The sequence below is a fragment of the Alcanivorax sp. DSM 26293 genome, from assembly GCF_900107995.1.
Taxonomy (GTDB): domain Bacteria; phylum Pseudomonadota; class Gammaproteobacteria; order Pseudomonadales; family Alcanivoracaceae; genus Alcanivorax.
Genome location: NZ_FNUM01000002.1, coordinates 214,598 through 228,346 on the forward strand (window position 1 = coordinate 214,598; position 13,749 = coordinate 228,346).

Annotated in this window: 15 protein-coding genes; 14 read left to right on the forward strand and 1 reads right to left on the reverse strand. The window is 58.6% G+C overall.

Features of this window, described 5'->3' with window-relative positions; translation table 11 throughout:
* Positions 1 to 4 precede the first annotated feature (4 nt).
* The 14 genes from C4S63_RS04540 (at position 5) to C4S63_RS04605 (ending at position 11,930) form a co-directional block, all read left to right on the forward strand.
* Positions 5 to 868 (forward strand): protein-glutamate O-methyltransferase CheR, encoded by an 864-nt coding sequence (locus C4S63_RS04540; RefSeq protein ID WP_062817292.1) that lies wholly within the window; start codon positions 5 to 7, stop codon positions 866 to 868.
* Between the two features lie 13 nt (positions 869 to 881).
* Complete coding sequence (locus tag C4S63_RS04545; protein WP_063508679.1) at positions 882 to 1,364, forward strand: two-component system response regulator; 483 nt, start codon at positions 882 to 884, stop codon at positions 1,362 to 1,364.
* Complete coding sequence (locus C4S63_RS04550; protein ID WP_234999933.1) at positions 1,361 to 1,942, forward strand: chemotaxis protein CheB; 582 nt, start codon at positions 1,361 to 1,363, stop codon at positions 1,940 to 1,942. Before C4S63_RS04545 ends, C4S63_RS04550 begins: the two co-directional genes overlap by 4 nt.
* Positions 1,943 to 1,949: 7 nt before the next feature.
* Complete coding sequence (locus C4S63_RS04555; RefSeq protein ID WP_062817295.1) at positions 1,950 to 3,086, forward strand: response regulator; 1,137 nt, start codon at positions 1,950 to 1,952, stop codon at positions 3,084 to 3,086.
* Position 3,087: 1 nt separating this feature from the next.
* Positions 3,088 to 4,590, forward strand: coding sequence for a type II secretion system ATPase GspE (gspE, locus tag C4S63_RS04560; RefSeq protein WP_062817296.1), 1,503 nt, complete (start codon positions 3,088 to 3,090; stop codon positions 4,588 to 4,590).
* 15 nt (positions 4,591 to 4,605) lie between these two features.
* Positions 4,606 to 5,826, forward strand: coding sequence for a type II secretion system inner membrane protein GspF (gene gspF / locus C4S63_RS04565; RefSeq protein WP_062817297.1), 1,221 nt, complete (start codon positions 4,606 to 4,608; stop codon positions 5,824 to 5,826).
* Between the two features lie 8 nt (positions 5,827 to 5,834).
* Positions 5,835 to 6,260, forward strand: coding sequence for a type II secretion system major pseudopilin GspG (gene gspG / locus C4S63_RS04570; RefSeq protein ID WP_103916838.1), 426 nt, complete (start codon positions 5,835 to 5,837; stop codon positions 6,258 to 6,260).
* A gap of 1 nt (position 6,261) precedes the next feature.
* The gene (gene gspH / locus C4S63_RS04575) at positions 6,262 to 6,891 is read left to right on the forward strand and encodes a type II secretion system minor pseudopilin GspH (RefSeq protein ID WP_103916839.1); all 630 of its coding nucleotides are present in this window, start codon (positions 6,262 to 6,264) and stop codon (positions 6,889 to 6,891) included.
* A complete protein-coding gene (gene gspI, locus C4S63_RS04580; protein WP_103916840.1) occupies positions 6,888 to 7,268 on the forward strand; it encodes a type II secretion system minor pseudopilin GspI in 381 nt (126 codons plus the stop codon). The genes gspH and gspI overlap by 4 nt, the downstream gene beginning before the upstream one ends.
* Positions 7,268 to 7,903, forward strand: coding sequence for a type II secretion system minor pseudopilin GspJ (gspJ, locus tag C4S63_RS04585; RefSeq protein ID WP_103916841.1), 636 nt, complete (start codon positions 7,268 to 7,270; stop codon positions 7,901 to 7,903). The genes gspI and gspJ overlap by 1 nt, the downstream gene beginning before the upstream one ends.
* On the forward strand, positions 7,894 to 8,943 hold the full coding sequence (gene gspK, locus C4S63_RS04590) for a type II secretion system minor pseudopilin GspK (protein ID WP_103916842.1): 1,050 nt from the start codon (positions 7,894 to 7,896) through the stop codon (positions 8,941 to 8,943). Before gspJ ends, gspK begins: the two co-directional genes overlap by 10 nt.
* Before the next feature lie 68 nt (positions 8,944 to 9,011).
* Entirely contained in the window at positions 9,012 to 10,148 is a 1,137-nt protein-coding gene (gene gspL, locus C4S63_RS04595) for a type II secretion system protein GspL (protein ID WP_103916843.1), read from the forward strand.
* Positions 10,145 to 10,660: a type II secretion system protein GspM gene (gene gspM / locus C4S63_RS04600; protein WP_103916844.1), complete on the forward strand. Its 516-nt coding sequence runs from the start codon at positions 10,145 to 10,147 to the stop codon at positions 10,658 to 10,660. Before gspL ends, gspM begins: the two co-directional genes overlap by 4 nt.
* A gap of 1 nt (position 10,661) precedes the next feature.
* Positions 10,662 to 11,930 (forward strand): hypothetical protein, encoded by a 1,269-nt coding sequence (locus C4S63_RS04605; protein ID WP_103916845.1) that lies wholly within the window; start codon positions 10,662 to 10,664, stop codon positions 11,928 to 11,930.
* Between the two features lie 113 nt (positions 11,931 to 12,043).
* Here the strand turns inward: C4S63_RS04605 and C4S63_RS04610 are convergent, their stop codons facing one another.
* A complete protein-coding gene (locus C4S63_RS04610; RefSeq protein ID WP_234999934.1) occupies positions 12,044 to 13,732 on the reverse strand; it encodes an alpha/beta hydrolase in 1,689 nt (562 codons plus the stop codon).
* Positions 13,733 to 13,749: the final 17 nt, after the last annotated feature.

Sequence of the window (13,749 nt, forward strand, 5' to 3'; positions counted from 1 at the left end):
ATGAATGGCTGAGCCTTATCCCATCGATGATGATGAGGTCAATGTGGAGGATATTGAAATCCGCCTGCTGATGGAGGCTATCTACCAGATGTACGGCTACGATTTCCGTTCCTACAGCAAGGCCTCCATTCGTCGTCGTGTGATGCACAGAATGACCATGTCCGGCTTCGCCTCGATCATGGAGATGACGGATAAAGTGCTCAGGGACCGGCCGTTCTTCGTGACCCTGCTCAATGATCTGACGGTCAATGTGACAGAGATGTACCGTGACCCGGAGTTCTATCGCGCCTTCCGTGAAGAGGTGGTGCCGGTACTGAAAACCTTCCCCTTCATCAAGATCTGGCATGCCGGCTGTTCCACCGGCGAAGAAATCTATTCCATGGCCATATTGCTGGAGGAAGAGGGGCTCTACGATCGCGCCATGATTTATGCCACCGATATCGACAAGAATGTGCTGGCGTCCGCCAAAAAGGGCATTTATTCCATTGAGGCGGTGAAGCAGTATGGCGACAACTATCGCCGGGCTGGAGGCCGTCATTCCCTGTCCGACTATTTCACCGCACGCTACGACAGCGTGATCATGGAGCAGCGCCTCAAGCGCAATATCGTTTTTGCCGACCACGACCTGGCAACGGACCAGGTTTTTGGTGAAATGCATGTGATCCTGTGCCGCAATGTGCTGATCTATTTCGATCGTGCCCTGCAGGCCCGGGTGATACGGCTGTTCAGCGACAGCCTGGACATGGGGGGTTACCTTTGTCTGGGTACCAAGGAAAGCCTGCGTTTCAGTGGTCAGGAAGAGACCTTTGATGTGATCAATACACCGCTGCGGATATTTCGCAAACGGCAATTCCCTCACAACGCATGATTAGAGACAACCAATGATAGAGCAGAAGCTGCTACTCGTGGATGACCAACCCGCCAACCTGGTGTCGCTGGAGGCAGTGCTGGAAGGCGAGGGGCGCACCCTTATCAAGGCGCATTCCGGCCAGGAAGCATTGAAGATTCTGCTCAAGGAAGATATATCCCTGGTGCTGCTGGATGTGCAGATGCCCGGTATGGACGGCTTTGAAGTCGCCGAGCTGATGCGTCAGAGAAAAGATACCCAGACGATCCCGATTATCTTCGTGACGGCGATCAGTAAAGAGAAGAAGTATGTCTTCAAGGGATACCAGGCAGGCGCCGTGGACTATCTGTTCAAGCCCCTGGACCCGTTGATCCTGAAGAGCAAGGTGGATTTCTTTCTCAGCCTGGATAAGCAGAGGCGGGAACTTCAGCAAAAACTGCGTGAGGCCCAGGCACACCGCGCCGCCTATGAAGCGGGCAAGAGCCAGCGCGGGGAGGGCAGTGGTAACCCATCGTGATAAACAGGATCGGACCGGTAAAGGCGATCGTCATGGGGGCCTCCTGGGGAGGGTTGAATGCCTACACGACCATCTTGTCGGCATTGCCTGTGGGGTTTCCGGCCGCCATTCTGCTGGTTCAGCACCAGCACGCCAGTGCTGAAAACCGGCTGCCCTGGCTATTGGCCCGTTATTGCCAGTTGCCCGTGATCGCGCCGGAAGACAAGGAAGAGATTCAGCCGGGTTGTGTCTATGTGGCACCACCGGGTTACCACATGCTGGTGGAAGAGGACGAGACGCTGGCATTGTCTGCGGGAAGGCCCGTACACTTTTCCCGGCCGTCGGTAGACGAGCTGTTCCTTTCCGCCGGGGCGGTCTACGGAAAACAGCTTGCAGGGGTTATCCTTACCGGCGCCAATGAAGATGGAGCAAAAGGAATTGACTACATTCACCGTCGTGGCGGGTTCACCATTGCCCAGTCACCGGTAAGCGCAGAAGCACCGGCCATGCCCGAAGCGGCAATAAAAACAGGTGCAGTTTCCAGAGTGCTCGACCTTGAAGCAATCGGGACCTTTCTGGCAGAACAGGTTGCAGGGTAGTAGACCTATGAAGCAAAACATTTTGGTTGTGGATGATCACAGGGAAAATCTTATCGCCCTCGAGGCTATTCTTGACGGGGAAGGGCGAAATCTTGTCATGGCACAATCAGGCAATGAAGCCTTGTCATTGGCGCTGAAGTACGACTTCGCGCTGGTGTTACTTGATGTGCAAATGCCGGAGATGGACGGTTTTGAAGTCGCGGAGTTGATGCGCAAAAACAAGAAAACCCGCCATATCCCCATTATCTTCGTGACGGCCATTTCCAAAGAGCAGAAGTATGTCTTCAAGGGCTACGAATGTGGCGCTGTGGACTATCTGTTCAAGCCCATCGACCAGAAAATTCTCGAAGCCAAGGTCAATGTGTTTCTGGAGCTGGATCGCCAGCGAAAGAAACTGCAGCAGGCAGTGGTGCAGATGAAACGCCTGAAAGACGAGAATGAGCGGCTGCTTCATGCCCTGGGTGAGGCACTGATCGGTGCCGATGCCGGCGGCAAGGTATCGTTCTGCAATGAAGCCGCCTGTGCGCTGCTGCGTCGCCCCCGTGATGAGTTGATAGGCCGGGATATTGCCGCGCTGATTTTCAATGATGATACCGGCAAGCGCCGCTGGGAGTGGCAGGAATCCCCCCTGCGGCAGGCCTGCCAGCAGGGTGAAGGCTGGAAAAACGAACACAGCCTGTACACACAGGACGAGGACGGACTGGTAGCCTTGTCAGTACGGGGTAATGCCATCAATGACGATGCCGGCAATTTCACGGGTGTGGTTATTGTGCTGCGCAAGGCGGATGACGAGAATGATGTCCGCGACAGCCGCAAGGACCACCGACGCCACCCCCGCAAGAAACTGTTTAGGGAAATGGTGGTGTTTGATCGAAGCACCGGTGGTAACGTGGGCCGCCTGATGAATATCAGCCTGGACGGGTTCAAGCTGTTTACCCGCCGGGAAATCTCTCAGGGTGAGGTGTTGCAGATGGGAATGGTGCTGCCGGATCAAATTTCCGGGGTCAACACCATCAGCTTTGACGCCAGAGTAGTGTGGTCGGAAGTCCTGGACGCTCCCGGAGAGTATCAGGTGGGTTTCCAGTTTCTGGCACTGACAGAGATCACCGCCAATGTGATCGAGAATTTGATGGACAAATACTGAAATGAACGAGCACATCGAGACGCCGGAAAATCAGGACCTTCCCCCGTCATTGCTGCCCTATGGGTTCGCCCGGCGCTACGGTGTGTTGTTGCGTGAAAAGGATGGGCGCCGCGAATTATGCTATCGCAAGGACGTCCCCCTTTCCGCCCTGAGTGAAGTGCAGCGTCACATCGGCCGGTTGCCCACCCTGGTTCCCATGGATGACGCCGCATTTACCGCAGCCATGGCGATAGCCTATGAGCAGCAGCGGGGGGCTGCCGCGGAGGCCGCTGACGACCTGGAAGGTCTGGACCTTGCCAGTCTGGCGGATTCCCTGCCGGAAACCTCCGACCTGCTGGAACAGGAAGACGATGCGCCGATTATCCGGCTGATCAATGCCCTGCTGCAGGAGGCCATCCGTGAGGATGCTTCCGATATCCATATCGAAACCTTCGAGCGGCGCCTGGTAGTGCGCCTGCGGGTAGATGGGGTACTGCGTGAAATCCTGACTCCCAAGCGCGAACTGGCGCCCCTGCTGGTTTCCCGGATCAAGGTAATGGCCCGGCTGGATATCGCCGAGAAGCGGATTCCGCAGGATGGCCGTATCTCCCTGCGTATTGGTGGGCGAGATGTGGATGTGCGGGTATCCACCATGCCTTCCAGCAATGGCGAGCGGGTGGTGCTGCGTCTTCTGGACAAGCAGGCAGGGCGTTTGCAGTTATCGCACCTGGGCATGGGAGATGTCTGTGACCAGCATATGCGCGAGCTGATTCACAAGCCCCACGGGATTATCCTGGTGACGGGGCCCACCGGTTCCGGTAAAACCACCACCCTGTATGCCTCACTGGCGGACCTGAACGACAGCACCCGCAATATCCTGACGGTAGAAGACCCGATCGAATACCAGCTTGAAGGCATCGGTCAGACCCAGGTCAACAGTAAAGTGGACATGACCTTTGCCCGCGGATTGCGCGCCATCCTGCGCCAGGATCCGGATGTGGTCATGGTGGGGGAGATCCGCGATCTGGAAACCGCAGAAATCGCCGTCCAGGCATCCCTGACCGGTCACCTGGTGCTGTCTACCTTGCACACCAATACCGCCGTGGGCGCGGTAACCCGCCTTCAGGATATGGGGATTGAGCCCTTTCTGCTCTCCAGTTCCCTGCTGGGGGTTCTGGCGCAACGACTGGTGCGGGTTCTCTGCGATGACTGCAAGACCCCCTATCAGCCCAGTGCCAGCGAATTGAAAATGATGGGATTGCCGGAGGATGAATCCTGTACCCTCTATCACCCCAAGGGCTGCAATGCCTGTAATCAGCAGGGCTACCGTGGGCGAACCGGTATCTATGAGCTGGTAATGATTGATGAAACAATGCGCCAGCTGATCCATGACCGGGCCGGCGAGCTGGAACTGAACCGACATGCCCGTACCCTCACCAGTGGCATCCGTGAGGATGGCTGGCGTAAAGTACTGGCTGGACACACCAGCGTGGAAGAAGTGCTGCGTGTGACCCGCGAGGACTGACCGGACCCCTGATCCATGCCTGCATTCGAATATCGATCCCTGGATCACAGGGGCAAAATCAAGAAAGGCACTCTGGAAGCGGACAGTGCCCGCCAGGTGCGTCAGCAGCTCCGTGACAAGGGCTGGGTGCCCATTGAAGTGCATGAAGCCCATGACTCCGGCCGTTCCGGCGGTCTCGGGCAATTTTCCGCGTCTGGCAAGCTGAAAGGGGCAGAGCAGGCCCTGCTGACACGCCAGCTTGCGACTCTTCTCAAGTCCGGCCTGCCTGTGGAGCAGGCATTGTCCGCGGTGGCCAAGCAGGCCGCCAATGACAGAATCGAACGCATTGTTCTGGCGGTTCGCGCCAAGGTGCGCGAGGGCTTCAGCCTGGCCAGCAGCTTTGAATCCTTTCCCCGTGCCTTCCCGGAGATGTACCGGGCCACCGTGGCTGCGGGTGAGCAGAGCGGACACCTGGAGCAGGTTCTCGAGCAACTGGCAGATTACCTGGAAACCCGTCACGACACTGGTCGCTCGGTGGCGCAGGCGATGATCTATCCGGCCTTTATCATGGTGTTCGCCACCATTGTCATCATGCTGATGATGACCTTTGTGGTCCCCAAGCTGGTGGCGGTGTTTGAAGGCCGTGACCAGACTCTGCCCCTGTTGACGCGTATCGTCATGGCGCTCAGTGATTTCGCCCGCGATTGGGGTTGGTTGCTGCTACTGGTTGTCGTTGTGGCTGTTGTGGCCTTCATGCGCGCCATGCGCGATCCCGGTTTCCGCCTGCGGGTGCACCGGAAAATGGTCACCATGCCCATGGTCGGCACCATGTTGCGGGCTGCCGACAGCGCCCGTCTCGCCAGCACACTGGGTATCCTCGGTCGTTCCGGGGTGCCGCTGGTGGATGCCCTTTTTATTGCCGCCCAGGTGGTGGGCAATCTTGAAGTCAGAAACGCGGTGAAGAATGCCGCGGCCAAGGTCCGCGAGGGCGGCAGCCTGAGCCGGGCCCTGGACGCCAGTGGCTATTTCCCGCCAATGCTGGTGCAGATGATCGCCAGTGGCGAGGCCAGCGGGGAGCTGGACCACATGCTGACCCGCGCAGCCGACTACCAGGAACGGGAATTGAGCAGCACGGTCAATACCATGGTGGGGCTGTTGGGGCCCATCATGCTTCTATTCATGGCGGGTGTGGTGGTATTGATCGTACTGTCTGTGATGCTGCCCATCATGCAGATGAACAACTTACTAGCTGGATAGGTGAAGGAATGAAAACGAAAGGCACCATGTCAGGGTTCACCCTGCTGGAAATTATGGTGGTTGTTGCCATTATCGGTCTGCTGGCCGCCGTGATTGTTCCCAATGTGATCGGGCAGGGTGAAGGCGCCAAAGTGGACCTGACCAAGGCCAACATGGGGAAAATCGTCCAGCAGCTGGACCTCTACAAATTCAACAATGGCAGCTACCCCACCAGTGAAGAAGGCCTCAATGCGCTGGTTGAGCGCCCCGCATCCGCCCGTAAATGGCCTGATGGCGGGTACCTCTCCAGTGTGCCCGAGGACGCCTGGAATAATGATTATGTCTATATCAGCCCCGGTGTAGACGGGCCCTTCGACCTGCTTTCCCTGGGCGCTGACGGTGCCGAAGGTGGCGAAGGGACCGATGCCGACATCAACTGGCGCGACATTCATTAAGATGCGCTTGCGCCCCGTCATTCAGGCCGGATTCACCCTGCTGGAAATCATGGTTGTGGTGATGCTGATGGGGTTGCTCACCGTAGTGCTGGTGTCCCAGGGCAACTGGACCAGTGATGGTCGCCAACTGGAGCAGGAAACCGCCCGTTTGCAGGACACGCTGGCGCTCTTGAACGAGCGCAGTCTTTTCTCGGGCCAGTTGATGGCGCTGCGACTGGAAACCACCGGCTGGACACCGCTGGCCTACGACAGGGTTGAGGGGGAATTCCTGCCCGTGGATGACACCGCGCTCAAGGCACACAGGTTACCGCCATCCCTGGAATTGGTCTGGCAACTGGATGAGCTCGGTGAAGATCAGGCCAGCCTCAGTGATGTGGCCGAGAACCTGGTCAAAGACGACGTCATGGCCGGCGCAGGCAACGACCTGGTCGACCAGGAAGAGGGCGATGAAAGCGACCAGGAGGAAGCGGATTTCCCCCAGGTATTTTTCTTTCCCAGCGGCGAGGTATCCCCGGTGACCCTGACCCTGCGCGCCTACGATGATGTGGATGCTGAACAACGTTTGCGCGTGTCGGCACTGGGGCAATTCAGTGACCCGGATGCCGGCAATGACGAGGAGGCCGCACCGTGAGTGGTGAGCAGAAGGGGTTTACCCTGGTGGAGGTGCTGGTTGCCGTCTCCATCCTGGCGCTGGTCATGGTTACCCTGGGGCAGAGCATGGGAGCCACGGCCCGGGCCTACACCAACATCAACGAGACCCATCTGGGGTTCCTGGTTGCGTCCGACAAACTGGTGGAGATGCAGGTGTATCAGCAATGGCCTTCTACCGGCACCTCGGACAGTGAACTGTCCCGCAATGGCCGTGACTGGTGGATCGAAACCACCGTTTCTGAAGGGCCTTATCCGGATACCCGCCGAGTGGACATTGAAGTCGGACCGCTGCGGGGCAAGGACAAAGGCGGCATGGCCTATCGCCTGGCCAGTCTGATTGGAAAGCCTGCGTCCTGATGTCACAGCGCGGCAGGATACGCGGTTTCACGCTACTGGAGATGGTTGTCACCATCGCCATTTTTGCCTTTATCTACGTCTGGGTGGCCAGTTTTCTTGGCACGGCCCTGCAGGGCCGTGAGCAACTCAATGCCGATGCCGGCATCATGGAACGCAACCAGCGCGCCATCACCTACCTGACCCTGGATTTCGAGCAACTGATCAGCCGCCCGGTCCGCGATCCCTATGGCGACCCGCAACCCGCCATCGTTGGCCGCGACAATTACGTGGAATTTACCCGGCTGGGTTGGTCCAACCCCTTCGGGTTGCGCCAGCGCAGTGAGATGCAGCGGGTTATCTATACGCTGGAAGACGGCAAACTCTATCGTCGTTATTGGCCAGTGCTGGATACCAATGTGGCCACCGAGTATCAACAAGATGTGCTGATCGACGATGTGGCCCGCTTTACGGTGCGTTATCTGGACAAGACTCCACAGGGAGAGTGGCAATGGCTGGAGCTGTGGCCGGATGTGGCCCTGGCTGCCGTTCCTGTCTGGCAGCAGCGATTACCGAAAAGCATCGAAGTGGAAATTGAGCTGGAAGATGGCGACACCATTCACCGATTCTACCGTACGGTGGTGAACCCATGGTCCTGACCCGCAACGCAAAACAGCGGGGTGTAGCCCTTATTATCGTGCTGATGCTGTTCGCGATCCTTGCCACCATCACGCTGGAAATTGTCTTCCGGCAGGATCGGTTCCTGACCCGGGCAGACAACCTGCTGCAATGGGATAAACGCTATCAATACGCCATGGCCGCGGAAGTGGTGGCCCAGCAGGGGCTGATCGACGATCTGGAGGATGACCGCAACAACAATGCCATGGTGGACGATTGCGTGGAAGAACAGTGGGCGGTCCAGCTGCCGCCCACTCCCTACGAAGATGCCATGCTCAGCGCCAGCGTTCAGGATCTGCAGGGTCGCTTTAACCTGAACTGGCTGATCACCGCTTCCGGCGACGAGTTTATCCGTAATCCCAGAGCTATCGCACAACTGACCCGCCTGATCGAGCAGACATTCCCCGGCGAAGCCAATGCCAGCCGGCTGGCCAATGAAATGGCTGACTGGCTGGACAGCAACAATATTGTCGACAGCGTGGAAGGGGCAGAAGACCCGGAATACCGTAATCGCCGCACCCCCAATTTGCCGGCCGCCCATGAATCCGAAATGCGGGCATTGCTCAGCTTTCGGGTTGCGGATCAACCTGCGGAGCCGCAAGCGTGGGGATTGTTGACGGCCCTGCCACTAGGGACCACCTTGAATGTGAATACCGCGCCTCCCCAGGTGCTTGATGCGGTGATAGGCGACATGGCAGGGACAGCCGCGGTGCAGGCGGTACTCGACGCGCGTCAGGAGAAGCCGGTCACTGAAATCAGTGAACTGATGAAACTGCCCCCCCTTGATGACCTTTCCGCCGACGAAAAGAACGATCTTGCCAGTTTATTGGGTGTCAGCAGCGAGTATTTTCAGGTAATGGTAGATGTGGAAGTGGATGGTCAGCTCAGCCGGCTGGTCAGCCGGCTTCGCAGGGCCACGGGCCAAGGGGAAACAACCGCCGTGTTCAGCCGTCAGGTCAGTCCGCTGCTGACACCCCTCGAACCGGCGTGCAATCCCTTCTACAATGCCGACGGCAGCTAACAGAAAGCCAGATGCAACCCGGTGTGGCGGGTCGCATGCTCAAGAATAATGATGGAAGGACAGATAGCGTGGCAGATGCTCCCTTGATTTATCTCGCCGGTGCCGGGGAAACCCAATGGCAACCGGACAGCCCCGTGCTGTTCCAGCCCCACCGCGGTGAGGCGGTGCAATGGCTCGGCCTGGGCGAGGCGCTGGCGGCCTGCCAGGGGCGCAACGTGGCGGTGGTCATCAGTGTCTCCTGCGCCCGATTGACCCACGTTTCCCTGAGTCGCAAGCAGGCCCGTCATCTTCAGCGCGTCCTGCCATACCTGCTGGAAGAGCAGCTGCTCGACAACCCGGATGACCTTTGGTTCGTGTCCCGCAAGGGCAGTGGGGACGATTATCAGGTATCAGCGGTACGCAGGGAGCTGATTACCCGGCTCCAGCAATGGGCCAGGGAGGCAGGCGCGCAGATGGCATCCTTGCAGGTGGATGGCGACTGTCTGCAGGCGGTGCTGCCGCTGACGGCGGACCTGGGCAATCGTCAGCAGCTGCTGTTGATAGATCGCGAGCAGGGTCTGGTCATTGATGCGGACCAGCAGGAAGCGTTTGCCCCCCTGCTGGGAGACAGCCTGGATCAGGCTCGACAGGTTGATTTGCCAACCCTCTTTGACGAACTGCGTCAGTATCACGGCCAGGAGCTGTTGACCGGCCCCTATACCCCCAAACAGGACCGTCAGAAAAACGCATTGTTGGGACCCTGGCGTCCTGTTGCCTACCTGGCTGCCGCGGTGTTTCTGGTTGCGGTGGTTGCACTCTGGATACAGCAGTGGCGCTATCAGCAGGCAGCGGACCAGGCGTTGGCGCAGGCGAAACAGCGTTATGAACAGCTGTTCCCCGGCGACAAGGCGACCTCGGCCCTGAACCGTCAGTTCCAGGGCCGTCTGGCGCGCCTTGGCGGTGGCGTTGATGGCGGTGGTGCAGCGTTTTTCCCGTTGCTCGCGCCGGTTGCCCAGGTGCTCAAAGACATGAAGGTGGAGCCCAAACGGCTGCAGTATGACCAGCGTCAGAATGTGTTGCTGCTGGATGTGGGGGCCAAGGATTACGCCCAGCTTGAAGCCCTGCAGAACGCCATAAGAAAGCAGGGGGGCAATGCCTCCATCGCCAATTACCGCAACGGCGCCCAGGGCGTCAGTGCCCGCATCAAGGTGGAGCAACCGGGATGACATCTGCCGAATTGAAGAAACTGGCCGGCCAGCGCTGGTCGCAACTGCAACAGTGGTATGCCAGTCGTGAAGCCCGCGAACAGCAGGTGCTCAAGGTGCTCGCGGTGGTGGCGCTGTTTGTGGTGCTCTACTGGGTTATCTGGGCACCGTCATGGGCGGCCCGTAATCAGGCTCGCCAACAGTATGTGGCCAACATGCAGACACTGGAATGGATAGACGCCAACAGCGGTGCCGTAATGGCCGCTCGCGCTGGCACCAGCAGTGGTAGCCGGTTGCCAGACAACTGGGTCAGTGACGTGAGCCGCAGTGCGGATGATTTCGGTCTCACCTTGCGTAACTTCACGCCGGATGGGAATCGCTCCGTCCGTATCCAGCTGGAAGATCAGTCCGCTGCGCAGGCCGTGCTATGGCTGCAGTCCCTGCAGCAAAAAGGCGTGCAATTGGGCAATCTGGAAATGACGCCGGGTGGCAAGTCCGGCACTGCCACCGTTCGGGCAACCCTGCAGCAATAATATGACCCTTCGCCTTCTTCTGGCTTTTTGCACTCTGGGTTTCACCGTCACGGCGGAGGCGCAATGTCGCTTCGATCCGCTGGATCAAGGCCGCGTGGTGAAAATTTCCGGCGCGCAGCTGCCCGCCGCATCCGGCATGTCGCTATCCAGTCTTTCGGTCATGCGGGTGGAGAAAGGGCGCTTTATCCCGGTGGCCTACCAGTTCGATGAAATGGACCAGAAGGGCATGGTCTGGTTTGCGGATTCAGGCTTCGAGCTGGCAGGTTCTCCAGGCCAACTGGATGGGCAAGACCAGCTGCTCATGATGCTGACAGATGCAGGCCCGCGGGCGCCGGCAGACCTCAAGCCGGAACAGGGTGAGCTCATTGCCAGGCTGACCGTCGCAGAGGATTGCCATTTCTATCTGGTCCAGGGGAATCCTGAACGAAGTGACAATTACTATGTAGCCCACGATATCGACAGTGGCGAAACCCGCACGGCGCTTTATCAGCTGGATGTGGATCCGGATAATGAATTGAACTGGCGCTATCTGGGTTATCGGGGCTATCTGGGCGAGGGGTCAATCATCGATACCCTGAAAATGCGCATGAGTGCCGGTGTACTGTCCCGGTTTACCCGCATGACCCTGGATAATCACAACCTCAGACCCAAACGGGTGGGGTTTTCTGTGGGGCCGATTCGTTCGGTGATGCATTTGCGTACCAAGGTGGTACTGGCCGGTATTCCCGTGATGACCATCCAGGTACAGGCCATGCGCTACGCGGCGCATTATGAAGCGCATACCTACGCCAAAATTCCCGACCTTTATCGAGCGACCCTGAAAGAGCCGGAAGTGTCGGTGACTGTGGATGGCAACAATCAGTCAGGCGCCGCTGTGTACACAGCAAATTTTGTCGACTCTCCGGTGATTGTCGACGGCAAACCGGATGATCAGGCGTTTGCTGACCAGGCGCTCACCATGGATGCCAACTGGATCCTGTTTGACAGCCAGCGGGATTTTGCGCTGCTCACCCATCTCACCGTGCCTGATGAGCTCATGGAAACGCCGCTGGCGCTCATTTATCAGGATGATGCCTCGTTGACGGTGGAGCCGGAACAATTTCCCGGCCAGCTTCCCAACCTGGGTTACTCCCTGCATGGCTGGCCGCAGCCGGAGGAGCTGCGGTTTACCGTGAGCCTGTATTTCGAAGAGGGTTTGAAAGGTTTTGCCGCAGACCAGTTCGCCACGAGGCGGTCCGCCGAGGTCCCGGTGCAGGTAAGGGACCGTTAACAGGCGGTAAGGCCTGCCTATTCAGTGTCTGCCGGCGTGATACAAGACAAAGACGGTTTCGCTGCCCGTTGCAGGTCGCCGTCTTTGTCGGCACGGAAATCGTGCTGTGTTGTTCAGAATGGCCGTTCCGGCGTCAGTGAAATGGCTTCTTCCCGGGTCAGCGGCAACCAGACATCCCCCTTCACTGTGGCATTTCTCGCCAGGAAAGCGGAATTGAGCGGGAACTGGGTGGTAAATCCGTAAATCACCAGCCCGACACGATCGCCTCCTTTCAGGGGTTGGCTCACCGCCGGCAACTCCATATTGTGGATGCCTTTTTCCGGCAGGGGCGTCAATTGCTCACTGGCCACGTGTACCCGGCGGCGGTTGGCGTGTTGAATGCCGACCCCGACAAAGACCGGCATGCTTTTGCCGCCTGAGGTGCCGGCCAGGCTCAGCGCAATGCGGGGCTTGCCCAACAGCACCTCATCGTCACCCCGGGCCACATACAGCGGCACGAATTTCGGACGCCCGAAACCGCCATTGGGTTCCAGCTCGCGAAGGTCTGCACCGGGCCACATGGCCCGGAACATATCGCCACCAATATCGAACCCGGCCATCAGCCATTCAAAGGCTCCGGCAAGGGGGATAGTGACGCGGGTGGGGGAGAGGGCATAACGGCTACCCCCGTCGAGGATGCCGTTTTCTTCCATGGCTATCCCGCGGTCGCGGGTCACGTTGATGCAGTATTGGGGAACAGTGGCGTCTTCTCCACGCAGCTTTTCGTCCCACCAGTTGATAATGGTATCAACGGTTGTTTCGCTGTAGTCGCCACAGTGCACCATGTCATCGGTTTGGTAGAAGGGCACCCAGCCGCGCCATTTCTGAATTGGCCAGGGCATGACATGGCCGCTTTCCATACCGATAATGCGCGCGTCACGTCCTTGTGCCTGCCAGCAGTCATAATTTTTTTCTGCCTGCTGGAAAGGGAACAGGCTGTCGCTGAAACCCTGGATAAAGAGGGCGTCCGCATGGGGAGTTTTGCCCTGATCGCAGTACCTGGCGGCGCTGCGCTCATACATCAGTGCCTGCATGTCACGGCTTACCGTGCCATCAAAGGCGCTGCGCCAGGGATCCGCAAACATCTCTCCAATATCAAAACCACTATTGATCCCTCCGAATCCGAGCAATACTGCCCCCCAGGCTGTGCGGAATTCGCCATTGGGAGCGATGCTGTTCATGTCATACCAGCCGGTAAGCGGCACCAGGGCTTTTAAACGGGGTTCGGTGAAAGCCGCCAGGGTTTGCAGGCCGGCTCCGTAGGATTCGCCTATCATGCCGATGGCGGGGCTGCCGTCTTCCAGCCGCTTGACTCCGGGCAGATGGGCCAGGGACCAGTCAATGACCTGGCTCAGGTCAGCCACTTCGTAGTCCGGGTCCATCATGTGAACCCGGCCCTGGGACTGGCCCCAGCCTCGCTGGTCATAGAAGACCACCCAATAACCGGCTTTCCAGGCGGCAATGGCGGCCTCCCCGGTGAGGATTGCCTTGCCGTAGACGGACAGCGGGCGCTTCGCACGGAAACCGCCAAAACCGTGGGTGGCAATGACCAGCGGCGCACTTTGGCCGCTCTGCAACGCCGGTTGATAGACCGTGGCGGCCAGTTTCTTGCCATCCCGTGTGGGGATGCGAACCTGGTAGTAATCCGCTTCGAGGGCCTGGGTGGTAAGGCGATCATTGGTTTTGGGAAGGCTGGTGGTGGCACAGCCGGTAATGGCGAAGGCGCCCAGAAAAAGGGCTATCGACATGAAGAGCGGTCGCATGGCGCTACGTCCTCTGT